This is a genomic window from Kitasatospora sp. NPDC005748 (assembly GCF_040630735.1).
GTDB lineage: Bacteria > Actinomycetota > Actinomycetes > Streptomycetales > Streptomycetaceae > Kitasatospora.
On record NZ_JBEXYD010000063.1, the window covers coordinates 14,112 to 37,539 of the forward strand.

At 74.2% G+C, this 23,428-nt stretch carries 18 protein-coding genes and 1 pseudogene; 8 read left to right on the top strand and 11 right to left on the bottom strand.

What is annotated here, in order from left to right:
* Positions 1–3,912 carry a glycosyltransferase family 2 protein gene (locus ABZ495_RS30605; protein WP_359839119.1) on the bottom strand — a complete coding sequence of 1,304 codons (3,912 nt, stop codon included), beginning with the start codon at positions 3,910–3,912 and terminating at the stop codon, positions 1–3.
* Positions 3,913–4,138: 226 nt separating this feature from the next.
* The gene (locus ABZ495_RS30610) at positions 4,139–4,411 is read right to left on the bottom strand and encodes a WhiB family transcriptional regulator (RefSeq protein WP_148644569.1); all 273 of its coding nucleotides are present in this window, start codon (positions 4,409–4,411) and stop codon (positions 4,139–4,141) included.
* A 606-nt stretch (positions 4,412–5,017) separates the two neighbouring features.
* Between ABZ495_RS30610 and ABZ495_RS30615 the strand changes: the two genes are divergently transcribed.
* The 3 genes from ABZ495_RS30615 (at position 5,018) to ABZ495_RS30625 (ending at position 7,969) form a co-directional block, all read left to right on the top strand.
* Positions 5,018–5,656: a cysteine dioxygenase family protein gene (locus ABZ495_RS30615; RefSeq protein WP_352289044.1), complete on the top strand. Its 639-nt coding sequence runs from the start codon at positions 5,018–5,020 to the stop codon at positions 5,654–5,656.
* A 64-nt stretch (positions 5,657–5,720) separates the two neighbouring features.
* The gene (gene cofD, locus ABZ495_RS30620; RefSeq protein WP_329487925.1) at positions 5,721–6,680 is read left to right on the top strand and encodes a 2-phospho-L-lactate transferase; all 960 of its coding nucleotides are present in this window, start codon (positions 5,721–5,723) and stop codon (positions 6,678–6,680) included.
* Positions 6,677–7,969 (top strand): coenzyme F420-0:L-glutamate ligase, encoded by a 1,293-nt coding sequence (locus ABZ495_RS30625; RefSeq protein WP_359839121.1) that lies wholly within the window; start codon positions 6,677–6,679, stop codon positions 7,967–7,969. Before cofD ends, ABZ495_RS30625 begins: the two co-directional genes overlap by 4 nt.
* Positions 7,970–7,972: 3 nt before the next feature.
* Here the strand turns inward: ABZ495_RS30625 and ABZ495_RS30630 are convergent.
* Positions 7,973–8,161: pseudogene (locus tag ABZ495_RS30630) on the bottom strand (VapC toxin family PIN domain ribonuclease); the annotation flags it as partial.
* 287 nt (positions 8,162–8,448) lie between these two features.
* Positions 8,449–9,381, bottom strand: a complete 933-nt coding sequence (locus ABZ495_RS30635) for a DNA-3-methyladenine glycosylase 2 family protein (RefSeq protein ID WP_359839123.1) — start codon at positions 9,379–9,381, stop codon at positions 8,449–8,451.
* Between the two features lie 54 nt (positions 9,382–9,435).
* On the opposite strand from ABZ495_RS30635, the gene ABZ495_RS30640 reads away from it, so the two are divergent.
* Positions 9,436–9,927 carry an SgcJ/EcaC family oxidoreductase gene (locus ABZ495_RS30640; RefSeq protein ID WP_359810194.1) on the top strand — a complete coding sequence of 164 codons (492 nt, stop codon included), beginning with the start codon at positions 9,436–9,438 and terminating at the stop codon, positions 9,925–9,927.
* Between the two features lie 17 nt (positions 9,928–9,944).
* On the opposite strand, the gene ABZ495_RS30645 is transcribed toward ABZ495_RS30640, so the two are convergent.
* Positions 9,945–11,081, bottom strand: coding sequence for a peptidoglycan recognition protein (locus ABZ495_RS30645; RefSeq protein ID WP_359810191.1), 1,137 nt, complete (start codon positions 11,079–11,081; stop codon positions 9,945–9,947).
* A gap of 104 nt (positions 11,082–11,185) precedes the next feature.
* Here ABZ495_RS30645 and ABZ495_RS30650 point away from each other — a divergent pair, with 104 nt between their 5' ends.
* The 3 genes from ABZ495_RS30650 (at position 11,186) to ABZ495_RS30660 (ending at position 15,157) form a co-directional block, all read left to right on the top strand.
* Positions 11,186–11,977, top strand: a complete 792-nt coding sequence (locus ABZ495_RS30650; protein ID WP_352289068.1) for a TIGR03089 family protein — start codon at positions 11,186–11,188, stop codon at positions 11,975–11,977.
* Between the two features lie 36 nt (positions 11,978–12,013).
* A complete protein-coding gene (locus ABZ495_RS30655) occupies positions 12,014–13,315 on the top strand; it encodes an LCP family protein (RefSeq protein WP_359810188.1) in 1,302 nt (433 codons plus the stop codon).
* A 213-nt stretch (positions 13,316–13,528) separates the two neighbouring features.
* Positions 13,529–15,157, top strand: a complete 1,629-nt coding sequence (locus ABZ495_RS30660) for an LCP family protein (RefSeq protein ID WP_359839125.1) — start codon at positions 13,529–13,531, stop codon at positions 15,155–15,157.
* 3 nt (positions 15,158–15,160) lie between these two features.
* Here the strand turns inward: ABZ495_RS30660 and ABZ495_RS30665 are convergent, their stop codons facing one another.
* Together ABZ495_RS30665 and ABZ495_RS30670 are read right to left on the bottom strand one after the other, a co-directional pair.
* A complete protein-coding gene (locus tag ABZ495_RS30665) occupies positions 15,161–15,778 on the bottom strand; it encodes an acyltransferase (RefSeq protein ID WP_329487934.1) in 618 nt (205 codons plus the stop codon).
* A 65-nt stretch (positions 15,779–15,843) separates the two neighbouring features.
* Positions 15,844–16,884: a glycosyltransferase gene (locus tag ABZ495_RS30670; RefSeq protein WP_329487935.1), complete on the bottom strand. Its 1,041-nt coding sequence runs from the start codon at positions 16,882–16,884 to the stop codon at positions 15,844–15,846.
* A 164-nt stretch (positions 16,885–17,048) separates the two neighbouring features.
* Between ABZ495_RS30670 and ABZ495_RS30675 the strand changes: the two genes are divergently transcribed.
* Positions 17,049–18,608 (top strand): LCP family protein, encoded by a 1,560-nt coding sequence (locus tag ABZ495_RS30675; protein WP_359839127.1) that lies wholly within the window; start codon positions 17,049–17,051, stop codon positions 18,606–18,608.
* 112 nt (positions 18,609–18,720) lie between these two features.
* On the opposite strand, the gene ABZ495_RS30680 is transcribed toward ABZ495_RS30675, so the two are convergent.
* The 4 genes from ABZ495_RS30680 to ABZ495_RS30695 all read right to left on the bottom strand — a co-directional run bounded on the left by ABZ495_RS30680 (position 18,721) and on the right by ABZ495_RS30695 (position 23,172).
* Positions 18,721–21,291 carry an FtsX-like permease family protein gene (locus tag ABZ495_RS30680; protein WP_359839129.1) on the bottom strand — a complete coding sequence of 857 codons (2,571 nt, stop codon included), beginning with the start codon at positions 21,289–21,291 and terminating at the stop codon, positions 18,721–18,723.
* Positions 21,292–21,305: 14 nt separating this feature from the next.
* Positions 21,306–22,088 carry an ABC transporter ATP-binding protein gene (locus tag ABZ495_RS30685; RefSeq protein ID WP_359810173.1) on the bottom strand — a complete coding sequence of 261 codons (783 nt, stop codon included), beginning with the start codon at positions 22,086–22,088 and terminating at the stop codon, positions 21,306–21,308.
* 324 nt (positions 22,089–22,412) lie between these two features.
* On the bottom strand, positions 22,413–22,967 hold the full coding sequence (ssuE, locus tag ABZ495_RS30690; RefSeq protein WP_329487938.1) for an NADPH-dependent FMN reductase: 555 nt from the start codon (positions 22,965–22,967) through the stop codon (positions 22,413–22,415).
* A 118-nt stretch (positions 22,968–23,085) separates the two neighbouring features.
* On the bottom strand, positions 23,086–23,172 hold the full coding sequence (locus ABZ495_RS30695) for a putative leader peptide (protein WP_352297720.1): 87 nt from the start codon (positions 23,170–23,172) through the stop codon (positions 23,086–23,088).
* Positions 23,173–23,428: the final 256 nt, after the last annotated feature.

Sequence of the window (23,428 nt, forward strand, 5' to 3'; positions counted from 1 at the left end):
TCAGCTCCCCGATCCGTGGTGGTGCGGGTACCGGCCCGGCCCGTTGGGGTTGTTGGGGTTGTTGGGGTTGTTGGGGTTGTTGGGGTCATTCGGATCGTTCGGGTCGTAGTAGGGCTCGCCCTGCGGCTGCCCCGGCACCCACGGCTGCTGCCCGTCCTGCTGGTAGGGGTCGTAGCCGCCGTACTGCTGGTCCTGCTGGTCCTGCTGGTACGGGTCGTAGCCCTGCTGGCCGCCCTGCGGGTAGGCCTGCTGCTGGTACCCGTCGCCGCCGTACTCCTGGCCGCCGCCGTACGGCGCGGCGGTCGGCTGCTGGGCCGGGTAGGAGCCGTAGCTGTACGGGTCGGCCTGCTGGTACGTCTGGTACGGGTCGGCGTACTGCTCGGCCTCCTGGACGGCCGCGGCCGCCTGGACCGCCTCGACCGGCGGTTCGCCCGCGGGCTGCGGCGGGATCGCGCCCGGCCGGCCCTCGTACACGCCGCCCTCGCCGTCCCCGTCGCCGCCTTCGCCACCCTCGCCGCGTTCGGCCATCCGGCGGGCCCGGCGGCTGCCGGGGGCGGGCGCCTGCGCCTGGGCGGCGGCCGCCAGCGCGGCGGCGGCGACGACCTCCTCGGGCAGGTCGTCGTCCTTGTGGTTGCGGCGGCCGGGCAGCGCCAGCACCAGGACGGTCAGGCCGAGCAGCAGCTGGGCCCAGATCCAGCCGGTGTGCAGCAGGCCGCCCTCACGGGTGACCACCAGCTTGCCGGCGGCGGCCGGGAGCTTGAAGCCCTGCGCCCAGCCGTCGACGGTGGTGGCCTCCAGCGCGGTGCCGTCGAGGGTCGCCTTCCACTCGGGGCCGGCCGCCTCGGCGAGGCGCAGCACCCGGCCCTCGGGACCGGCCGGAACGGCGGTGTCGAGGTCGCGCTCGCCGGACGGCACCGCCACGGGGGTGGTGCCGGGGGCCGTGATCAGGGCGCGGGTCGCGGGCGTGCCGTTGACCTGCCAGAGCGCGGTGCCGCCGTCCTGGTTGGCCTTGACCAGGCCCGGGGTGGTGTCCAGGACGTCCTTGAAGGCGCCGATCGCCGGCTGGTCGACCAGCACGTAGGCGATGCCGTAGTCGGACAGCGCCTCGGCCTGGTCGGCTCCGGAGCCGGCCAGCAGGCTGCCGACCACCTTGTCGAGGCGCTCGGTGGTGCCGGTGGCCGGGTCCACGGTGGACTCGGCCTGGCCGAGCGTCACCCCGGCGCCGCGCACCAGGGTGTAGCGGACCGAGCCGCCCTTCGGGTCGCCGGTGACGACCAGGGTGCGGGCCCGGTCGCTGGTACCGGCCTCCTCGGCGATGAACGCGGGCACCTGGGCGGCCGGGGCCCGGTGCAGCGGGCCGTCGGCCCCGGTGACGGCCCACCAGACGCCGGTGCCGAGCGGGGCGAGCACCGCGGCGGCCACCACCAGGGCGGCGACCGGCTGGCGCCAGCCGAAGGCGATGCCGGCCACCCGGGCGTTGGCGCCGTCGGCGCCGATCGCGGCGGCGGCCAGCAGGGCGATGCCGGCGAGCAGCGAGGCCGGGCCGGCCCAGGCGGGCACGGCCGGGCCGCCCGAGGCGGGGGTCACCGAGGTGCCCGCCACCGCGACCGCGAAGACCAGGCCGGCGCCGGCGGCGCCCCAGGCGGCGAGCACCGCGCGGCGGCGGTCGGCGCGCAGCAGCGCGGCCAGCGCGGCGAGCACCACGCCCGCCGACAGCCAGACCGGCGGCACTCCGGCGCCGCCCGGGTTGACCAGCAGCAGGCCGACGGCGTTCGCGCCGCCGCCGTGCAGACCGGGCAGACCGGCCTCCAGCAGCAGCAGCTGGGGGTGCGAGAGCACCTGCAGCGACCAGGGCGCGAGCACCAGCACCGGCGCGCCGAGGATCACCAGCACGCGCAGCCCGAGCAGCCGCAGCGCGGCCCCGCCGGAGCCGAACGCCCCGCCGCGCACCACGGCGGCGGCGAGCATGGCCAGGCACAGCGGCACGGCCAGCGCCCACGCCAGCGGCACGAAGGCGGTGGCGAGGGTGAGCAGCAGGACCGTCATCCAGACCGGGCGCCAGCCGGGCCGGGCGCCCTTGGCGGCGCTCTCGGCGCGGATGCCGAGGCCGGCGGAGATCGCGGCCGCGCGGGCCAGCGGCGGCAGCAGGACGGCGAGGACGGCGGTGCCGATCCGGCCCTGGGCGAGCGCGCCGGTGGCCGCGGGCAGCAGGGCGTAGGTGGCGCTGGCCCAGGCACGGACCAGTTTGGAGTCGAGCAGCGGCCGGGAGACCAGGTAGGCGCTGACGGCGGCGAGCGGCACGGCGAGGACGACCAGCAGGGTGACCGCGAGGTCGGCGTGGTCGAACAGCGCCCAGGAGAGCACCGACAGCACCGCGAGGTACGGCGGCGCCGCCGCGGTGGAGCCGGTGCCGACGGGGTGCCAGGCGTCCGCGTACATCGACCAGAGGCCGCCGGCGCCGCCGGTGGCGGGCAGCAGCGCGCCGCCGAACAGGGCGCCGGCGCCGAACAGGGCGCGGCAGGCGACCAGCGCGAAGACCAGCAGCGCGGCGAACAGGACCGGCGCCGGGCGACGGGCCAGCTTCTTGATCAGCGTGAACTGCTCGACGACCAGGTCCTCGGAGTCCTCGTCGCCCGGGCCGGCCTCGACCGAACCGTGCCGGCCGGCCCCGGAGTCGTCGCCGCCCCCTATGCCGAGCGAGCCGATCACGCCCTCGACGGCGAGCCGGGCGGTGGCTCCGGGCGCCGGGAAGAGCGAGCGGTCGTCCAGGGCGTCGGCGGCCCGCAGCCGGGCCCGGCGTTTGCGGGCCGCCAGCAGCCGGGGCAGCCGGAGCAGTTCGTGGCCGAGACCGGCGAGTTCGTCGAAGGCCTGCTTCGGGTCCTTGCCGAGCAGGTTGGTGACCACCCGCAGCAGGGTGCCGAGCACCAGCCGCAGCAGGACGTACGGGAAGAGCGCGCCCTTGGAGTTGGCGAGCAGGGTGTAGACGGCGCCGGCCTTGTCCAGCCGGTGCGGGTGGGAGGGGCCGCAGTCGATCGCGCGGCGCTCGCGGCTGGCCGCCTCGGCGTGCCGCAGCACGGCGTCGGGGGCGACCACGACGCGGTGGCCGGCGGCGTTGACCCGCCAGCAGAAGTCGGTGTCGTCGCGCATCAGCGGCAGCGCCCGGTCGAAGCCCCCGAGCTCCTCGAAGACGTCGCGGCGGACCAGCATGCCGGCGGTGGAGACGGCGAGCACCGGGCGGACCTGGTCGTGCTGGCCCTGGTCCTGCTCGCGGCGGTCGAGGCCGGTCCAGCGGCGGCCGGAGCGGGCGATGGTGACGCCCACCTCCAGCAGCTGGCGGCGGTCGTACCAGCTGCGCAGCTTGGGGCCGACGACGGCGGCGCTGGGGGTGGAGTCGGCGACCTGGAGGAGGCGGCGCAGCGCGTCGGTCTGCGGCTCGCAGTCGTCGTGCAGCAGCCAGAGCCACTCGACCGGCTGGGTCTCCCTGGGGCCGCCGCGGCCGAGGTCGTCCTCGTGGCCGAGCGGGTCGCCGAAGTCGTCCCAGCCGCCGGTGACCGGGTCGTAGCCGGACGGGTCGAGCCGGTAGGGGAGGTCCTCGGGGCGCAGCGGCGGGCTGTTGAAGACGGCCTCGCCGACGGCGGTGCCGAAGCCGGCCCGGCGGCCGAGGACGGTCGGGCCGCTCTCCGGGAGCCAGTCGGCGAGGGTGTCGGCGAGCAACTGCGGGGAGCTGTCGGTGGAGCCGGTGTCGACGGCGAGCACCCGCTGGACCTGGCGGTCCTGGCCGAGCAGGCCGGCGAGGGCCTGTGGCAGCCAGCGGGCCCCGTCGTGCGAGACGATCACCGCGGTGACCAGGTGGCGCGGATAGGCGGGCGGCCTGGCAGCGGTGAAGCCGCTCTGGTGGCTGTAGACGGTCATCGAGTGCGCGGGCCCCAGTTCTCGGTGGACACAGCCGGTGAACGGCAACCGGATGGCGCACCACACTAACGGCTCCGGATGGCGCCGCCGTCCGCGGGCCGTGGAGGAGCTGTGCGCACCGGGTCGCGCAAGGGCCCGGAAACACGGAAGCGCCCCACCGTCGCGGTGAGGCGCCCGTCGAGCTGTGCGGTTGTCGGAGGGTCAGCAGGGCCAGGGGCCGCCCCGGTCAGACCGCGCTCTTCTTGAGCCGACGGCGCTCGCGCTCGGAGAGGCCGCCCCAGATGCCGAACCGCTCGTCGTTGGCGAGGGCGTACTCCAGGCACTCGGAGCGGACCTCGCAGGCGAGGCAGACCTTCTTGGCCTCGCGGGTGGAGCCGCCCTTCTCCGGGAAGAAGGACTCGGGGTCGGTCTGGGCGCACAGCGCGCGCTCCTGCCAACCGAGTTCTTCTTCCTCCTCCTCGATGCCGTCACCGATCAACAGCTCAAAGAGCTCGCTCATGTGGCGCGCCTCCTCTGCCCCTATTTGGCGTCCCCGTGGTTGCCGTTGCCTCGTGCGGCGGACGACACGAGAGAAATTACAGTTGCGTCACTCTGGCCCAGTCAAGCCGAGCTCTGGTATTGGGGCCAGGATTCACTCCCCGGCACCAAGCCGTTACGAATAGTGTACATATCTGGACACATCGGACTAACAGCCCGGATCCGGTCGAACCCTTGCAACCCTCCACCACGTGACGCGCAGTCATCGTCACAGGTCGGTCATCGGCCTGCCTTCCCGGCGATCTTCTCATCGAAACCTAGAGGGTGATTTATCACCCCATCGGGTAGTTCATGGCCTATCCCGCCCGATTGCCCCGGCTCATGAGTTGACACCGGAGCGCTCGATGCGGTCTCCTTTCCCACATGTCAGAGTTCACTCGCCCCCGGAGCGGTTCCGCGCTCCGCCGTGCCGTGAACCGCTGTTGTCGCCTCTGTTCCTGTATCTAGGCGCCCGCTGTCCCACCGCGCGCCGCCCAGGAAGCACAGAGGCCGCCCGCGATTCCCGCCCCAGGACATCCCGGATCCGGCTGATCCCTGTCGAACCAGCCGTACTCCGAGGACGACTCCCGTGCGCATGAACCGCATCCGCAAGCGGAACCGCGACCGCAACAAGCTCACCCGCCGTGGCCTCGCGCCCACCACGCCTCCCCCGGCGGCCGCCCGGCCCGCCCGCGGCTGGGCCGACGGACTGAGCGACGTCTCCATCGCCGGCGACCCGCTGGCCTTCCCGCACCTGGCCCGCACCGACCTGCCCGGCCACCCCACCACCGTCGCCGGCTACGCCCGGCTGGTCCGCGAGATCGCCGCCGACCGCGCCCGCTGGGAGCCGCTGGTCCGCTACGACGCGCTCACCCGCTGGTACGCCCGGCTGGAGACCGGCCCCGGCTACGAGGTCTGGCTGCTCAGCTGGCTGCCCGGCCAGAGCAGCGGCTTCCACGACCACGGCGTCTCCTCCGGGGTGATGAGCGTCGTCCGGGGCGAGCTGATCGAGCGCTCCCTCACGCACGCGGGCGAGGGTGCCCGCACCCTGCGCCCGGGCGGGCAGCGGGTGTTCTCCTCCGGGTACCTGCACGAGGTGGTCAACGGCGCGCTGGAGCCCGCCGTCTCCATCCACCTCTACACGCCCGGGCTGACCGAGATGAACCAGTACGGCGGCGGCGCCACCGTCCCCGAGCAGCACCCGCAGGAGCAGGCCGAGGCCCGCTGACGACGGGCGGGCGGCGGCCCGCGGACCGGGCTGACGGCCAGTCGGGCCGTGGCAGGATGGGCGCATGCGCATCGTGGCACTGGCAGGCGGAATCGGTGGGGCGCGCTTCCTGCGCGGACTCAAGGAGGCCCTCGGCCCGCAGGACGAGATCACCGTCATCGGCAACACCGGCGACGACATCCACCTCTACGGCCTGAAGGTCTGCCCCGACCTCGACACCGTGATGTACACCCTCGGCGGCGGCATCAACGAGGAGCAGGGCTGGGGCCGCACCGACGAGACCTGGTCGATCAAGGCCGAGATGAAGGAGTACGGCGTCGGGCCCGAGTGGTTCGGGCTCGGCGACCGCGACTTCGCCACCCACCTCGTCCGCAGCCAGATGCTCACCGCCGGGTACACCCTCAGCCAGGTCACCGAGGCGCTCTGCGTGCGCTGGCAGCCGGGCGTGCGGCTGCTGCCGATGAGTGACGACCGGGTCGAGACCCACGTGCGGATCACCGACGCGGACGGCACCCGGGCCATCCACTTCCAGGAGTACTGGGTCCGGCTGCACGCCGCCGTCGACGCCGAGGCGATCGTCCCGGTCGGCGCGGACACCGCCAAGCCCGCGCCCGGTGTGCTGGAGGCCATCGCCGCCGCCGACGTCATCCTGTTCCCGCCGTCCAACCCGGTGGTCTCGATCGGCACCATCCTCGCCGTGCCCGGCATCCGGGCCGCGGTGGCCGCCGCCGCGGCGCCGGTGGTCGGGCTCTCCCCGATCATCGGCGGGGCCCCGGTCCGCGGCATGGCCGACAAGGTGCTGGCCGCCGTCGGCGTCGAGGCGACCGCGGCGGCGGTCGCCCTGGACTACGGCGCCGACCTGCTGGACGGCTGGCTGGTGGACACCGCCGACGAGGCCTCGGTCGGCGCGGTCGAGGCCGGCGGGATCGCCTGCCGGGCCGTGCCGCTGCTGATGACGGACGTCGCGGCGACCGCCGAGATGGCCCGGGCCGCGCTGGCGCTCGCCGAGCTGGTGCGGGCGTGACCCTGCACGTCCTGCCCGTCCCGGGCCTGCCCGAGATCGACGCCGGCGCCGACCTTGCCGCGCTGATCGCCAAGGCCGGGACGTACCAGGACGGCGACATCCTGCTCGTCACCTCGAAGATCGTCAGCAAGGCCGAGGGCCGGGTGCTGCGGGCCGCCGACCGCGAGGCCGCGATCGACGCCGAGACCGTCCGGGTGGTCGCCCGGCGCGGCCCGGTCCGGATCGTCGAGAACCGCAACGGCCTGGTGATGGCCGCCGCCGGGGTGGACGCCTCCAACACCGCCGCCGGCACCGTGCTGCTGCTGCCCGAGGACCCGGACGCCTCCGCCCGCGCGCTGCGCGCCCGCCTCCAGCAGCTGACCGGGCTGCGGCTGGCCGTCGTCGTCACCGACACCTTCGGCCGGCCCTGGCGCAACGGCCTCACCGACGTCGCGATCGGCGCCGCCGGACTACCCGTCCTGGAGGACCACCGCGGCCGCACCGACAGCCACGGCAACGAACTGGCGATGACCGTCACCGCCACCGCCGACGAACTCGCCGCCGCCGCCGACCTGGTCAAGGGCAAGTCCACCGGCACCCCGGTCGCCGTGGTCCGGGGCCTCGGCCACCTGGTCACCGCCGAGGACGGCGCGGGCACCCGCCCACTGGTGCGCGCCGCCGCGGACGACCTGTTCCGGCTCGGCACCTCCGAGGCGGTCCGGCAGGCCGTCACCCTGCGCCGCACCATCCGCGCGTTCACCCCCGAACCGGTCGACCCGGGCGCCGTCCGCCGCGCCGTCGCCGCCGCCGTCACCGCGCCCGCCCCGCACCACACCACGCCCTGGCGGTTCGTCCTGCTGGAGTCGGCCGCGGTCCGCACCCGGCTGCTGGACGCGATGCTCGCCGCCTGGCAGCGCGACCTGCGCGAGCTGGACGGCTGGGACGACGCGCTGATCGCCCGGCGCACCGCCCGCGGCGACGTCCTGCGCGACGCGCCCTACCTGGTCGTCCCCTGCCTGGTGATGGACGGCTCGCACGACTACCCCGACGCGCGCCGCGCCGCCGCCGAACGCGAGATGTTCACCGTCGCCATCGGCGCCGCCGTGCAGAACCTGCTGGTCACCCTGGCCGGCGAGGGCTACGGCACGGCCTGGGTCTCGTCCACCATGTTCTGCCGCGACACCGTGCGCGCGGCCCTCGACCTGCCGGCCGGCTGGGACCCGATGGGCGCCGTCGCGGTCGGCCGCCCCGCCGAACCGCCCCGCGACCGCCCGGCCCGCGGCGCGGACGCCTTCATCGAGGTGCGGTAGGGGTCAGTGCCCCAGATCGTCCGGCAGCAGCCGGAAGGACTCGTGGTTCGTCAGCGGCCTGATCGCACGGAAGTGCCGGCGATCGACGGTCAGCACCGCCGCGGTCCGGACCTCGGCCGCCAGCGCGACGTTGACCGCGTCCGTCAGCCCGATGTCCAACGCCGGGTAACGGCGCATCACCACCCGGGCCGCACTGAATCGGGACGCGACCTCCGGGACCTCGAAGCGCCCCACGGCACACTTGTCGATCACACCCGGTGGCCCTCGAACGACGGCATGTCGTCCACCTCGTCACCCATCGGGTCGGTCCTGAACGGGTACACGGGCTCGGCGCGCTCCGGCGGCACGATCGTGGCCACGTGGCGGCCGTCCTTGGCGACCGTGACGGTCTCTCCGCGTTAGACGGCGCCTATCACTCTGGCCGTCTGCTGGTTCAGCTCCCGCATGGTTGCTTCCATGCCGCCAAACTACGCCGTAGTTCACCGCCGCCGGTGGTCGTTGGGGGTCAGCCGGGGGCCGTACCGCGGGGCGTGGGTGCCGGTGCTCAGCAGCAGGCGGCAGAGGCGGTGGCGGTGCGGGCGGTAGGGCTCCAGCAGGGCCAGCATCTGGGTGTCGTCGCTGCGGGGGCGGCCGGCCAGGGCCCAGCCGACCAGGTTGGGGAGGTGGTAGTCGCCGACCGAGACCGCGTCCGGGTCGCCGTTGCTGCGCTGCAGGGTCTCGGCGGCCGTCCAGATCCCGATGCCGGGCACGGAGGTCAGCCGGGCGAACGCCTCGGCGTGGTCCATCACCGAGGCCTCCTCCAGCCGGGCGGCCAGCCGGACGGCGCGCACCACGGCGGCGGAGCGCTTCGGGTCCACCCCCGCGCGGTGCCACTCCCAGCTGGGGACGAGCGCCCACTCGCGGGCCGACGGCGCCACCCGCATGCCCTCGGCCGGGCCGGGCGCCGGGGCGCCGAAGTCGCGCAGCAGCGTCCGCCAGCCCCGGTACGCCTCGTCGGTGGTCACCTTCTGCTCCAGGATCGCGGGCACCAGTGACTCCAGCACCAGCCCGGTCCGGGTGAGCCGCACGCCGGCCGCACGCCGCTGGGCCTCCCGCAGCGGGCCGGGCGGCAGCACCAGGGCGGCCGGGTCGTCCTCGACGCCGAGCAGCACGGGCAGCCGGTCCAGCAGCCACTCCGCCCCCGGGCCCCAGGCCCGCGCCTCGACCTCGCCGGCGGCCGGCCTGGCCAGTACCCGCAGCGTGCCGATGCCGGCCGGGGTGCGGGAGGCCCGCCAGACCGCGCCGTCACCGGTGGTCCGGTAGGCCGGGTCGGCCGGGCCGCGCCGCAGCGGCAGCAGGGTGCGGGCCACGTCCAGCGGGAAGCCCGGGCGCCAGAGGCGCACCCGCGCACCGGTCGCCGCCTCGTCCGACACCGCCCCGCGCCTCCTCCGCTGTCCGGCTCCACCGCCTTCGCCGACCATGGGGATATGAACGATACGCGGCTGCCGGAGCTGTCCCACGCCGACGAGGGCGCGGTGCGGGCGCTCTACCACCGGACCCTGGACGGGTGGAACCTGCGGGACGGCGCGGCGTGCGCCGGACCGTTCGCCGAGGACGGGGAGATGGTCGGATTCGACGGAACGAGGTACGCGGGGCGGTCGGTGATCGCCGCCGAACTGGGGCGGATCTTCGCGGACCACGCCACCCCCGAGTACGTCGCCAAGGTGCGGCGGATCCGGGCGCTCGGCCCGGGGGTGGCCGAGCTGGACGCCGTCGCCGGTCTGGTGCCGGACGACGCCGAGGACCTCGATCCCGGCCTGAACGCCCTGCAGACGGTGATCGCCGTCAACGCGGGCGCGGGCTGGCGGATCGCGCTGCTGCAGAACACCCCGGCCCGGTACGACCTGCGGCCGGACGTCGCGCGGGCGCTGACCGCCGAGCTGCGGGCGCTGGTGCCCCGGGTCCCCGGCCCGGTGTAGGCCCCGGGCTCGCGGGTTCAGCGGGCCCAGGGGGCCGCCGGGCGGGCGGCGCTCTGCAGCGCGGCCGCCTGGGTGCGGACGGCGGGGAGCAGCGGGTAGAGGGTGGCGCCGGGGCACTCGGTGGCGACCGCGTCGCGGTGGCCGGAGACGGCGTCGAAGGTCGCGGTGGTGCCCTTGGGGTAGCGGGTGCCGTCGGCGCCGGAGACCAGCTGGGTGCGGCCGCCGGCGTCCTGGCCGGCCAGCCCGAGCTTCCAGGCGGCGAGCCGGGCGAGCCCGTCCGGTACGGCCGGCGGCGGGGTGTCGGTGACGAAGGTGCCGAGCACCGCGACGCCCGCCGAGTCGGTGTTGAAGCCCAGGGTGTGCGCGCCGTGCACCGCGAGCTCGGCGCCGCCGGCCCGGCCCTCGTAGAGGGTGCCGCAGCGGTCGACCAGGAAGTTGTAGCCGATGTCCCGCCAACCATTGCTCCGCACGTGGTACTGGTAGATCGCCCTGATCATCCGGGGCGCGTCGGCACAGTCGTACTCGGTGGCGGTCGCGGTGTGGTGGACGAAGACCACCCGGACCGGGCCGGTGTACTCGACCTGCGGGTCCCGGAGGGACTCGTCGGCGCCCCAGCCGGCCCGGGTGACGACGGCGGGCCGGGCGGCCCGGCGCCCGTCCGGCGGTTCGGCGGGCAGCGTCCGGCCGGCGGCCCCGGCGGCGCCCTGGCCGGGGTCGACCAGGTCGAGCCGCAGGCCGTCCGGCAGGCCGCGGGGGCCGGCGGTGACCTGGACCGCCACGCCGTCGCTCGGACCGGTCCAGAGCGGCGCCGTCGCTCCGCCGCCCGGGGCGTCCGGTCCGTCCTCGCCGTCCGCCTCCAGCACCTGCCAGTCGCCCCAGACGTGGGTGGCGGCGTCCCTGGTGCGGACCCGGACGGAGCCGCCGTCGAGCGAGCGGGCGGGGCCGTTCCAGCCGACGCCGAGCAGCTCGAAGGGGCGGGTGGCGCGCGGCGCCAGGGCGCGGTCGGCGCCCAACGGCAGCGAGGTGACCGAGCCGCCGCCGGCCGAGGTGCGGCGCTGCTGGGCGGGATCGGCGGCGGCCGCGGCCGGAACGGGCTGGAGGAGCAGGACGGCGGTGCAGCCGGCGAGTGCGGCGGCCGGCAAAGAGATACCCATAAAAGGGATGTTCAGGGCAAAACACCGCACCCGCCATGCCACCTTGCGCAGGGTCCGCCACCCCTCCCGGTCGCCCACCCGAAGGCCGTAGGCTGGGGCGCACCATGACTGCGCCTTTCGCTGCCGATGCCCGAACCCCTGTCGAGCTGCTGCACGCATTCCTGCGAGGTGGCACTCCCTCAGTCGACCCCGCGGCTCCGCTGGTCACCTTCTACGACGACGCCACCGGCGAACGGGTGGAACTCTCCGCCCGGACCTTCGACAACTGGGTGGCCAAGACCGCCAACCTGCTCCAGGACGAGCTGAACGCCGGTCCGGGTGACCGCGCCGCCCTCCTGCTGCCCGCCCACTGGCAGAGCGCCGTCTGGCTGCTCGCCTGCTGGTCGGTCGGTGTGACGGCGGTGCCGGCCGGCGACCCGGCCGACGCCGACCTGGTGGTCAGCGGACCGGACGGCCTGGAGGCCGCCCAGGCCTGCGAGGGCGAACGGGTGGCCCTCGCCCTGCGTCCGCTGGGCGGCCGGTTCCCCCAGCGCCCGGACGGCTTCCTCGACTACGCCGCCGAGGTGCCCGGCCAGGGCGACCGCTTCGCGCCGTACTCCCCCGTCACCCCGGACGCGCCCGCGCTGGAGACCGGCATCGACGGCCTGCCGCTGAAGCTGACCGGCGACCAGACCGTCCAGCTGGCCCGGGAGGGCGCGGCCCGGCTCGGCATCACGGCCGGCGACCGGGTGCTCTCCACCCTCTCCTACCAGGACTGGGCGGGCCTGGAGGCCGGTCTGCTGGCGCCGCTGGCAGCCGGCGCCTCGGTGGTGCTCTGCCGCAACTCGGAGGGCCTGAGCGCCGAGCAGTGGGAGAAGCGGACCGAGTCCGAACGGGTGACACTGCGCCTCGGCTAACCCCCGGCTCCGGCCCGGCGGGTAGGCATCCCTGCCATGGCCGAGGACGACACCGAGCACCCCCCGACCGAGAACCCCCCGACCGGGGACGCCCGCGCGACCGCGGGCTCCCCGGACCGGGACTCCCCCGACCCGGAGCCCGCGGCCCCGGACTTCCCGACCAGGCCCCGGCGCAGGCGCCGGCGGTGGCTGATGATCACCGCCGGCGTCCTCGCCCTCCTGCTGGTCGCCTGCGGCACCGTGCTCTGGATCGCCTACCGCAAGCTGGACGGCAACATCCGGACCGACTCCGCCACCGACCAGCTGCTGGCCCGGCTGGAGGCCGAACGGCCCAGCCGCACCGCGGGGGCCAAGGGCGCCGAGAACATCCTGCTGATCGGCAGTGACGACCGCACCGGTGCCAATGCCACGTACGGCGAGGCCGGCGGCCAGCGCTCGGACACCACGATCCTGCTGCACCTGGCGGCGGACCGGAAGCACGCGACCGCCGTCTCCATCCCGCGCGACGTCATGGTCACCGTGCCGGTCTGCGAGAAGCCGGACGGCACCCGGAGCAGGCAGGTGCTGGCGCAGTTCAACTCGGCCTTCGAGACCGGCGGCCCGGCCTGCTCGATCCGGGCCGTCGAACAGCTGAGCGGCATCCGGATGGACCACTACGTGATCCTCGACTTCCACGGCTTCAAGACGATGGTGGACGCCGTGGACGGCGTCGAGGTGTGCGTCCCGCAGGCGATCCACGACAAGGACGCCAAGCTGGACCTGCCGGCCGGGCGGCAGACCCTGCGCGGCGAACAGGCGCTCGGCTACGTCCGCGCCCGGGAGACCCTCGGCGACGGCAGCGACACCCAGCGGATGGGCCGTCAGCAGCAGTTCCTGGCCGCCCTGATCCGCAAGGTCCAGTCGCAGGGGGTGCTGCTGAACCCGGCCCGGCTCTGGCCGGTGCTCGACGCGGCGACCTCCTCGGTCCGGGCCGACGGCGGCCTCTCCTCGCTCGGCGCGCTCTACGACCTGACCCAGGACCTGCGCGGTATCCCGTCCGCCGACGCGGTCTTCCTGACCGCGCCGCGCCGCCCGTACCGCTTCGACTCGGACCGGGACGAGTTCGTACAGCCGCTGACCACCCAGCTGTTCACGGCGCTGCGCGACGACCGCTCGATCACCGTCCGCCCGCCGGGCTCCCCCGACCCGTCGGCGGTGGCGGGCGCGAGCCCGGGACCCTCGGGGGCGGTGACGGCGGAGGCCGGATCGGACCGGGCCGCCGGTGCGTCACCCACCGCGACCACGGCGCCCTCGTTCGAGGGACGCACCGCGGACATGGACGGCTGCGCGATCCATTGACCACCTGGTCAGGGTCACCCTTTTGTGTACAGATCATGACCCGGAATGGCTTTGAGGGAAATTCACCGGAACACGATGTGCCTGGTGAATTGCGGTTCCCGAACATGGCGGAGATCACACCAGGAACAATTCCCGTACTCGACTCGTCTAGTGTGTCCGGGTCGGCGCGCAGCCCGTGCGCCACCCGAGGACCGGTCGGAGGGAGGGAACCCCGTGCAGCAGGACAGCCAGGAGACCGACCCCGCCGACCCGTGGATCCCGCCGGCCCACGGCGCGCCGTACCGGTCCGAGCAGGCCCGGTCCGAGCAGGCCGCGGGCATCCCGGTCCAGCGCCGCCGGACGCCCGGCGCCGCCGCCGAGGCCGCCCCCGGGGCCGCGCACACCGGCGGCCGGGCCGCCCGCCGCCGCCAGGCCGCCGCCGAGCGCCCGCGCCGGCGGGTGCTGAAGTGGACCGCCGGCGTCGGCGCGCTGGTCCTGGTGGCCGGCTGCGGCGGGGCCTACTACGCGTACCAGCACTTCAACAACAACATCACCGCCGTCAAGGTGCAGCTGGGCAGCGAGGCGGAGCGGCCCAAGGCGGCCGGCGACGCGCTCAACATCCTGGTCATCGGCACCGACAGCCGCGAGGGCCTGGGCCGCGAGTACGGCGACGAGGGCAGCACCGGACACGCGGACACCACCCTGCTGTTCCACGTCGCCAAGGACCGCAGCAACGCCACCGTGATCAGCATTCCGCGCGATCTGATGGTGCCGATCCCCGACTGCGAGAACACCGGCGGCAAGAAGATCCCCGGTTCCGCGCGGGCCATGTTCAACGAGAGCCTCGGCCAGGAGGGCCGCGATCCGGGCTGCACCTGGAAGACCGTCGAGAAGGCGACGGGAATCCGGGTCGACCACTTCGTGATGGTCAACTTCGACGCCGTGAAAACGCTCTCCACCGCCGTCGGCGGGGTCGAGGTGTGCGCGGCCAAGGACATCAACGACGCGGACTCGCACCTGCGGATGAGCAAGGGCCGGCACGTCGTCCAGGGCGACGAGGCGCTGGCCTTCGTCCGCACCCGGCACGCCGTCGGCTTCGGCGGCGACCTCACCCGGATCCCGCTGCAGCAGCAGTTCATCAGCTCGATGATCCGCTCGATCAAGAGCAGTGACACCCTGACCAGCCCGACCAAGCTGTGGAAGCTCGCCGACGCCGCCACCAAGGCGCTCACCGTGGACGACGGGATCGGCAGCGTCGACAAGCTGAAGGACCTGGCGCTGGACATCAGCAAGGTCGACACCAAGAACATCACCTTCACCACCGCGCCGGTGCTGGACGACCCGAAGGACAAGGACCGGCTGGTGCTCAAGCAGCCGGACGCCGGGCAGGTGTTCTCGCTGGTCGCCCAGGACCGCTCGCTGACCGGGAACGCCGCCGCCGCGCCGACGGCGGCCGCGCCCTCGCCGACGGCCACCGCCGCCGCGGTGGACACCAAGGACGTCCGGGTCGCCGTGCACAACGGCAGCGGGACGCCCGGGCAGGCGCAGCAGGCCGTCGACAAGCTCCGGGCCCAGGGCTTCGCGAAGGCCGCCACCGCCCCCAACGCGACTGCCACGCCCAGCAGTTCGGTGTCCTACCCGGCCGGCAAGGCTGCCGAGGCGGCCGCGCTGGCCGCCTCCCTCGGACTGCCGGCCGACGCGGTCCGGGAGGACCCGAAGGCCGGCAGCAGGGACGGGCTGGCCGTGGTCCTCGGCAAGGACGTCCTGGCCGCCGCGAACGCCGTCCCGTCCGTCGCGCCGACCGAGGCGCCCAAGGACCTCCAGCGCGTCCAGGCGGACGACACCGACGTCTGCGCCAAGTGACCCTCAGCGCGGGGCGAGCAGGCCGTCCGTCTCACGGTAGCGCTCACCGGTGCGCGGGCAGCGCCAGCCGTCCCCGCCGTCCGGCTCCAGCGGCTCGCCGGCCCGGCCGACCCACTTGATCCGGCGGGCCGGGACACCGGCCACCAGGGCGAAGTCCGGGACGTCCCGGTGCACCACGGCGCCGGCCGCGACCAGCGCCCAGCGGCCGACCGTCACCCCCGCGACCAGCACCGCGCGGCCGCCGATCGAACAGCCCTCCCGGAGGGTCACCCCGCGGGCGTGCCAGTCGTCGCCGCGCTTGAGCCGGCCGTCGACGTCGACGGAGCGCGGGTAGAGGTCGTTGGTGAGCACGGCCGCCGGGCCGATGAACACGCCGTCCTCGACCACCGCGGGCTCGTACACCAGCGCGTGGTTCTGCAGCTTGACCCGGTCCCCGATCCGCACGCCCGGGCCGACGTAGGCGCCGCGCCCGATGACGCAGTCGGCGCCGATCACCGCGTCCTCGCGCACCTGGGCCAGGTGCCAGACGGTCGTCCCGGCGCCGAGCACCGCCCGGCCGTCCACGTCCGCGGTCGCCTCGACCCGGGCACCGACGACGGACCCGCCCTCAACTGTCCCCATGGCGCCCGACGATAGCGTCGGGGCGGGGGCGGTGAGAGCGGGTCGGGGGGATTGGCCGGATCGGGTCAGCGGGCCTCGGCGACCACGTCGGCGGTCGCCGGGGACCGGCTGGCGATCACCCGGCGGGCCAGCGAACGCGGCGAGGTGAGGAAGCCGAAGCCCCAGCTGAGGTGCATGGTCGCGAAGGCCACCGGGAGCAGCGCCTTGGCCTTCGCCGAGAGGCCGCGGCCCTCGACCAGCGCACCGCCGACGATGCCGAGCAGATAGGCGCCGGGCACCGCGAGGAAGGCCGGGTGGACGGCCGCGCCGAGCACCAGCCCGAGGGTCACGCCGAGGAAGGCCGCCGGCGGGGCGAGGTAGCGGAAGTTGACCGAGCCCTTGTGGTAGCGGGTGACGACCCGGCGCCAGCGGCCGTAGTCCTTGTACTGCTTGGCCAGCGCCCGCACGGTGGGCCGGGGACGGTAGGTGACGCGCAGCTGCGGGGTGAACCAGACCAGCCCGCCCGCCTGCCGGATGCGGTAGTTGAGCTCCCAGTCCTGGGCGCGGACGAACTCCTCGTTGTACCCGCCGAGCCGCTCCAGCACCTCGCGCCGGAACACCCCGAGGTAGACGGTGTCCGCCGGGCCCGCCAGGCCGCCGGTGTGGAAGGCCGCGTTGCCGACCCCGATCTTGGAGGTCATCGCGGCGGCGACGGCGTTCTCCCACTCGGTCTCGCCCTCGGCGTGCATGATGCCGCCGACGTTGGCGGCCTCCATCTCGCCGAGCAGCCGGACCGCCGTGGTGATGTAGCCGGGGGTCAGCAGGCCGTGCCCGTCGACGCGGACCACTATCGGATGGCTGGAGCCGCGGATCGCGGCGTTCAGCCCGGCGGGGGTGCGGCCGGTGGGGTTCTCCACCGTCCTGACCCGCGCGTCCTCGGCGGTCAGTTCGGCGGCGATCTGCGCGGTCCGGTCGGAGGACGGACCGAGGGCGATCACCACCTCCATCGGCCCGGCGTAGTCCTGTTCCAGGATGTGCCGGACGGCCGTGCGCAGGTGTCGTTCCTCGTTGAGCACCGGCATGATCACGGAGACCGCCGGCAGCTCCTCAGCAGCCTTGGTGTTCATCGGGGCCAACCGTACCGGTGCGGACCGGTCTCCGTCTTGTCCCGGTCTGGGCGACGTGACGCCCCCGGCGCCGAAGGAACGATTCGCCGCTCGGGCCCACCGTACTCTCCGCCCCCGGCGCGCCCTCACCGGCCCCGGAGCGGGCCGCCCCTACCATCCGAGAGATGCCCGTTTCCCCCCGTTCCGCCCTGCCCGGACGGCGCCGTGCCTGGCCCCGCCGACTGGCCGCCGGCATCGCCTTCGGCGTCCTCACCACCTCCGGCGGCGGCTGGGCGGTCCTGCACGGCCTCGGTTCGATCGACCGGGTGGACGCCTTCAGCGGCGACGCGGCCCGGCCCGCCGACGACGGCTCCACCACCCTCCTGCTGGTCGGCACCGACGAGCGGGAGGGTATCCCGGAGAAGACGCTCAAGGAGGTGCTGCACGCCGGGGGCGAGTCCTGCCACTGCACCGACACCATGATGATCGTCCAGGTCGCCGGGGACGGCTCCCGGGCCAGCGTGATCAGCATCCCCCGGGACTCCTACGTGGACATCCCCGCCCACCGGGACCAGGTCACCCGCAAGGACGTCCCGGCCGGCAAGGGGAAGGTCAACGCGGCGTTCGGGATGGGCGGGCCGCAGCTCACCGTCGCCACCGTGGAGCAGAACACCGGGCTGCGGATCGACCACTACCTCCAGGTGAACTTCGCCGGGTTCGTCTCCGCCGTGGACGCCGTCGGCGGCGTGCGGGTCTGCACCAACAAGCCGCTCAAGGACGACTACTCCGGCCTCGACCTGCCGGCCGGCACCAGCACCCTGGACGGCGCCGGCGCGCTCAGGTACGTCCGCGCCCGGCACGTGGACGGCAGCGCCGACCTCGGCCGGATGCACCGCCAGCAGAAGTTCGTCGCCCAGCTGCTGCACCAGGTGACCGACAGCGGCACGCTGTTCAACCCCGTCCGGCTGGCCCGGCTGACGGACAGCCTGCTCGGCTCGGTGAAGGCGGACAAGGACCTCACCACCGACGACCTGATCACCCTGGCGTCCAGGCTGAGGGAGCTCTCGGCGGGGCGCGCGGACTTCGCGACCGTGCCGCTGGCGAAGCTGGACCACCAGGTGGCCGGCTGGGGCTCGACCGTGCTCTGGGACCAGGCGGGGGCGAAGGCCCTGTTCGACGCCGTGCGGGCCGGGCGGCCGCTGAACGCCGCGGCGGGCGCGGCGGGCCCGGCCCCGGGCTCCGCACCGGCCGGCGAGCCCGAACCGGGCGGGGCCGCCTCCCCCGGCGCCGCGACCACCGGGCCGAGCGCCGCGGCGACCCCGGTCGCCCCGGCCGCGGTGCCCCCCGAGCAGGTGCACGTCCAGGTGTTCAACGCGGCCGGGGTGCCCGGTCTGGGCGCCCGGGTCGACGGCGACCTGCGGCGGGCGGGCTTCGCCACCACCGGCGCGCCGTCGAACGCCCCGGCGGGGACGGCGCCCGGCCGGACGGTGGTCCGCTACGACCCGCGCTGGACCGAGTCCGCCCGGACGCTGGCCGCCGCGCTCCCGGGCGCCGAGTCGACCGCCGTCCCCGGCCTCGGGCCCACCCTCCAGGTGTACGCGGGCGGGGACTACCCGGCCGCCCCGGGCGCGAGCCCGGCCGCGGCCACCGTCGCACCGCTGCCGCCGCCCCCGGCCCCGGCGCCCGCCGCGACCCCGTCGGCCACCGTGGCGGCCGAGAAGGCGTCCGACATCGTCTGCCCGTAGGCCCGCAGGCCCGGGTCTCGTGCTGCCGGGCCGCGGCGCCGGGAACGCCGGCAGGGGCCGGGCGCTGTGACGCACCCGGCCCCTGCCCTCCCCCGATCCCCCGATCCGGGGGTCAGTCCGTCGCGATGGCCGCGAGGACGTTCATCCGACCGGCCCGGAAGGCCGGTACGAGAGCCGCGACCAGGCCGATGACCACCGAGGCGACCAGCGTGACCACGATCGTGCCGGTCGGGACGGCCAGCGTCTCCAGCCCCTGGTCCTTGAGGACCCGCTGACCGGTGATGCCCCAGGCCAGGCCGAGACCGGTCCCGAGGATCGCGCCGAACAGGGCGATCACCACGGACTCCAGCCGGATCATCCGGCGCAGCTGACGCCGGGAGAGCCCGATCGCCCGCAGCAGGCCGATCTCCCGGGTCCGCTCCACCACCGAGAGCGCCAGGGTGTTGACGACGCCTAGCACCGCGACCACGATCGCGAGGCCGAGCATGCCGTAGATGATGTAGAGCAGGGAGTTGACCTGCTCCTGGACGAGGTCCTTGTAGCCGGCCTGGTCCCGCACGGTGACCTGCGGGTACTCCTTGAAGGAGGACTCCAGCGCGGTGAGCGTCCCGGCGACGTCCGAACCGGGCCGGGCCTTGCCGAAGACGACCGCGTCATTGCCCTGGTCGGCGACCGGGACGGCCTTGCCGAGGGTGTCCAGGCCGATGAAGTAGTTGCCGTCGAAGAGCGAGTTGCCCTTGGTCAGGATCACGCCGACCGGCAGGGTCTGGGCGCGGCCCTTGCCGTAGTCGACGCCGATCCGGTCGCCGACCTTGAGACCGTGGTCCGCGGCGTAGGTCTCCCCGACCACGATCGCGCCCTGGCCGAGCGCGTCCGCGCTGCCGGACTTGACCGGGAGCTTGAAGTCCGCGGTGAAGCTCGGCGAGACCGCGGACACGCCCTCCTTGGCCGTCTTGCCGTCCGGGGTGGTGAAGAGCGCCGGTACGAACTGCTGACGGGTGATGTGCGCGATGCCCGGTGTGTCCTCGGCCGCCTTCACCATCTCGGGGGTGAGACCGGTGCGGCCGGCGGAGATGATGTAGTCCGCGCCGACCGACTTGTCGATCTGCTCGTTGGTGGACTTGATCACCGAGGAGGTGAAGACCGAGGCACCGATGACGAGCGCGAGGCCGATCATCAGGGCGCCGGCGGTGGCGCCCGTCCGACGCGGGTTGCGCATCGCGTTGCGCTGGGCGAGCTTGCCGGACGGGCCGAACAGGGCCGGCAGCAGCGCGCCGAGCACCCGGACCACGCTGGTGGCCAGCAGCGGACCGAGGACGACGAAGCCGATCAGGGTGAGCAGCACGCCCAGGCCCAGGTACTGCCCGCCGGTGGCCGCCTTGTCGGCCTCGGCGGCCAGGACGAGCAGGCCGCCGCCGCCGGCGGTCAGCACCAGGCCGATCACCGTCCGCACGAGGTTGGAGCGGCCCTCGGCCGGAGTGCCGTGGTCGCGCAGGGCCGCCATCGGGGCGATCCGGGCGGCCCGGCGGGCCGGGAACCAGGCCGCGACCAGCGTGACCACGATGCCGAGGGCGTAACCGGCGATCGGCACGTCCGCGGTGATCTGGAGGTCCGCGGCGCTGAGGTTCATGCCGATGGCCTTCATCAGCTGGATCAGACCGGCCGCCAGGCCCAGGCCGGCACCGAGGCCGATGGTCGAACCGAGCACCGCGAGGATCAGCGCCTCGATCAGCACCGAGCGGTTCACCTGCTTGCGGCTGCCGCCGATGGCGCGCAGCAGCCCGATCTCCCGGGTGCGCTGGGCGACCAGCATGGAGAAGGTGTTGATGATCAGGAAGCCGCCGACCAGGGCGGAGATCAGCGCGAAGCCGAGCATCGCGTTCTTCATGAAGCCGAGGAAGGAGCCGACGTCCTTGTTGTTCTCCGCCTTCTGCTCCGCCGCGGTCTTCACCTGGTAGCCGCCGCCGAGCGCGCCGAGGGCGTCCGCCTTCAGCTGCTCGTCGGTGCGGGTGCCGTCGCCGAAGGCCTCGACCGAGGTGTACGCGGTGGTGCCGAGCAGCACCTGCTGGGCGGTCGCGGTGTCCAGGAAGGCGAGCGCCGCGCCCGGGTTGGTGGTCTTGAAGGTCGCGATGCCGGCGATGGTGAAGTCGTGCTTGCCGCTGCCGGCGATCACCCGCAGCTTGCCGCCGAGGCCGAGGCCGGCCTTCTTGGCGGTGTCCGCGTCCAGCACGACCTGGTCGGCGCCCTGCGGGGTGTGCCCCGAGGTGATCTCCACCGAATTGCGCGGCGTCTCCGTCCAGTTGCCCGTCAGGGTGGGCGCGCCGCTGGTCGGGCCGATCGCCTTGTTGGTGGCCGGGTCGACCAGGACGGCGTCCTGGGTGAACACCTGCCCGACCGCGGTCCGCACCCCCGGGGTGGCGGCGATCCGCTGCACGGTGTCGACCGGGAGGGTCGCCACCTTGCCGCCGGGGGCGTCGTCGTCGCCGTCGATCCCGGCCTTGGCGGGCTGGACGGAGATGTCGGAGGCGGTCGAGGCGAAGAGCCGGTCGAAGGTGCTGGTGGCGGTGTTGGAGAACACCAGCGTGCCGGACACGAACGCGACCGAGAGGACGATCGCGAGCAGCGAGAGCACCATCCGCCCCTTGTGGGCGAGGAAGGTTCTCAGTGAGGTCTTGAGCAGCATGTCCCGGTCCCCGCTCAGCTCGTGCGCTTGCCGTCGAAACGGCGCATGCGTTCGAGGACGGAGTCGGCGGTGGGGGCGTGCATCTCGTCGACGATGACGCCGTCCGCGAGGAAGAGCACGCGGTCCGCGTAGCCGGCGGCCACCGGGTCGTGGGTGACCATGACGATGGTCTGGCCCAGTTCGTCCACCGAGCGACGCAGGAAGGTCAGCACCTCGGCGCCGGCCCGGGAGTCGAGGTTCCCGGTGGGCTCGTCGCCGAAGATGATCTCGGGGCGGGCGGCCAGGGCCCGGGCGACCGCGACGCGCTGCTGCTGGCCGCCGGAGAGCTGCGCCGGGCGGTGCTTGAGGCGGCCGGCCAGGCCGACGGTCTCGACGACCTGGTCCAGCCAGGCGGTGTCCGGCTTGCGGCCGGCGATGTCCATCGGGAGCGTGATGTTCTCCAGCGCGTTCAGCGTGGGGAGGAGGTTGAACGCCTGGAAGATGAAGCCGATCTTGTCCCGGCGCAACCTGGTGAGCTGCTTGTCCTTCAGGCCGGTGATCTCGGTGTCGCCGATCCAGATCCGGCCGTCGGTGACGGTGTCCAGGCCGGCCAGGCAGTGCATCAGGGTCGACTTGCCGGAGCCCGAGGGGCCCATGATCGCGGTGAAGCGGCCGCGCTGGATGTCGACGTCCACCGCGTTCAGTGCGGTGACCCTGGTCTCGGCCGTGCCGTAGGCCTTGGTCACCTGACGGGCCGAGGCGGCGACGGCGCCGCCGGGAAGCTGGGGGTTGTACACGGCTGCTGCTGCCGTCGTCACTGGATTCTCCTCAGAAGTGGGCCCACCCGTTGACTCCAGCCTCGTCGCTCCCACCTGCCCGCGAAATGGTGCAGGAGAGCGTTCTTGACCGGTAGTCAGCCCCACCCACCCGGTGTGTCCAGGACCCTCCGGTTCACCGGAACCTCGGTCCTGATCCGCACGAGCGGGGATGTGATCCACGTTAGGAGCGGCGAGCGAACCGCTCGTCATCCGCCGGTATGAAGCGGCCCAACCGTAGTTGTACGGGGCGCGGCGCCCCTCCCCCTAGGGGTCGCCGCCACCCTTCTCGGGGTCGGCCCGTACGGGACCGTGCCGCAGGCCCCGTCAGCCGGCGAAGGCCGGAGTGGCGAGCCGCTCCAGCGCCGTCGCGAAGGCCTCCACCACGGGCGTGAGCAGCACGTCCGTCTCGCGCTCGATCACGGTCGCGCCGTCCTCCCGGACGGTGATGTGACGGTCGAGCACGAACCAGCCCTGGGTGATGTGGCCGGCGCCCATCGAGCTGAGCACCGGACGCAGCGCGTAGTCGACGGCCAGCACGTGCGCGGTGGAGCCGCCGGTGGCCAGCGGCAGGACGGCCTTGCCGGTCAGCGCGTACTGCGGCAGCACGTCGAGCAGGGTCTTCAGCAGACCCGAGTAGGCCGCCTTGTAGACCGGCGTGCCGATCACCACGCCGTCCGCCCGGGCGAAGAGCTCCAGCGCGGCGACTATCTCGGGATGGGAGAAGTCCGCCGAGAGCAGGGCGTGCGCGGGCAGACTGCGCACCTCGAACGGGACGACCCGGTGACCTCGGGCTTCGAGCTGCGCGTCGACGTGGCGCAGCAGGCGGGTGGTGCGGGAGGTCGCGGACGGCGAGCCGGAAACGGACAGGACGGTGGCCATGGGTTCACCTCGGGGCAGGAAGCGGGGACGGCGCTACGACAGCGGAGAGCACGCCACGCGGGCGGCGGGAAACGCTGGAGAGGGGTGTGCGGGGAGGAGAGGGTTCGACGGGCGCGCGTCAGCCACGACAGAGCGAACAGGACACACGCTGAAGGTCGACGTGCCGCCGACGCGTGAGGGTCCATCGCTGATCCATGGCAGTCATGCAAACACGCGCTGTTCGAACCGGTCAAGGATCGTTCCGGCTGGTGAACACAGGGTGAGACGGATGGTGAGACGGGCGGCGGGCGGACGGGGGCGGCGGCGGCAGCCGGCGCGGCGCCGTCCGCCACCCTCCGTGGGGCGGCCGTGAGCCCGCCGTGAGCCCGCCGCGCACCCGCGCGGGAACGTGCGGCGGAACGATCCGGCGCGTGCATCAAAACTGCTACAAGGGCCCCGGTGGGGGCCCCGGGGGGAGTCAC

Excerpts from the sequence above, each read along its gene's own strand:
- ABZ495_RS30605 (WP_359839119.1), bottom strand. The coding sequence starts at position 3,912 with ATGACCGTCTACAGCCACCAGAGCGGCTTCACCGCTGCCAGGCCGCCC.
- ABZ495_RS30610 (WP_148644569.1), bottom strand. The coding sequence starts at position 4,411 with ATGAGCGAGCTCTTTGAGCTGTTGATCGGTGACGGCATCGAGGAGGAG.
- cofD (WP_329487925.1), top strand. The coding sequence starts at position 5,721 with ATGCGCATCGTGGCACTGGCAGGCGGAATCGGTGGGGCGCGCTTCCTG.
- ABZ495_RS30640 (WP_359810194.1), top strand. The coding sequence starts at position 9,436 with ATGAACGATACGCGGCTGCCGGAGCTGTCCCACGCCGACGAGGGCGCG.
- ABZ495_RS30645 (WP_359810191.1), bottom strand. The coding sequence starts at position 11,081 with ATGGGTATCTCTTTGCCGGCCGCCGCACTCGCCGGCTGCACCGCCGTC.
- ABZ495_RS30650 (WP_352289068.1), top strand. The coding sequence starts at position 11,186 with ATGACTGCGCCTTTCGCTGCCGATGCCCGAACCCCTGTCGAGCTGCTG.
- ABZ495_RS30655 (WP_359810188.1), top strand. The coding sequence starts at position 12,014 with ATGGCCGAGGACGACACCGAGCACCCCCCGACCGAGAACCCCCCGACC.
- ABZ495_RS30665 (WP_329487934.1), bottom strand. The coding sequence starts at position 15,778 with ATGGGGACAGTTGAGGGCGGGTCCGTCGTCGGTGCCCGGGTCGAGGCG.
- ABZ495_RS30670 (WP_329487935.1), bottom strand. The coding sequence starts at position 16,884 with ATGAACACCAAGGCTGCTGAGGAGCTGCCGGCGGTCTCCGTGATCATG.
- ABZ495_RS30675 (WP_359839127.1), top strand. The coding sequence starts at position 17,049 with ATGCCCGTTTCCCCCCGTTCCGCCCTGCCCGGACGGCGCCGTGCCTGG.
- ABZ495_RS30680 (WP_359839129.1), bottom strand. The coding sequence starts at position 21,291 with ATGCTGCTCAAGACCTCACTGAGAACCTTCCTCGCCCACAAGGGGCGG.
- ssuE (WP_329487938.1), bottom strand. The coding sequence starts at position 22,967 with ATGGCCACCGTCCTGTCCGTTTCCGGCTCGCCGTCCGCGACCTCCCGC.
- ABZ495_RS30695 (WP_352297720.1), bottom strand. The coding sequence starts at position 23,172 with ATGACTGCCATGGATCAGCGATGGACCCTCACGCGTCGGCGGCACGTC.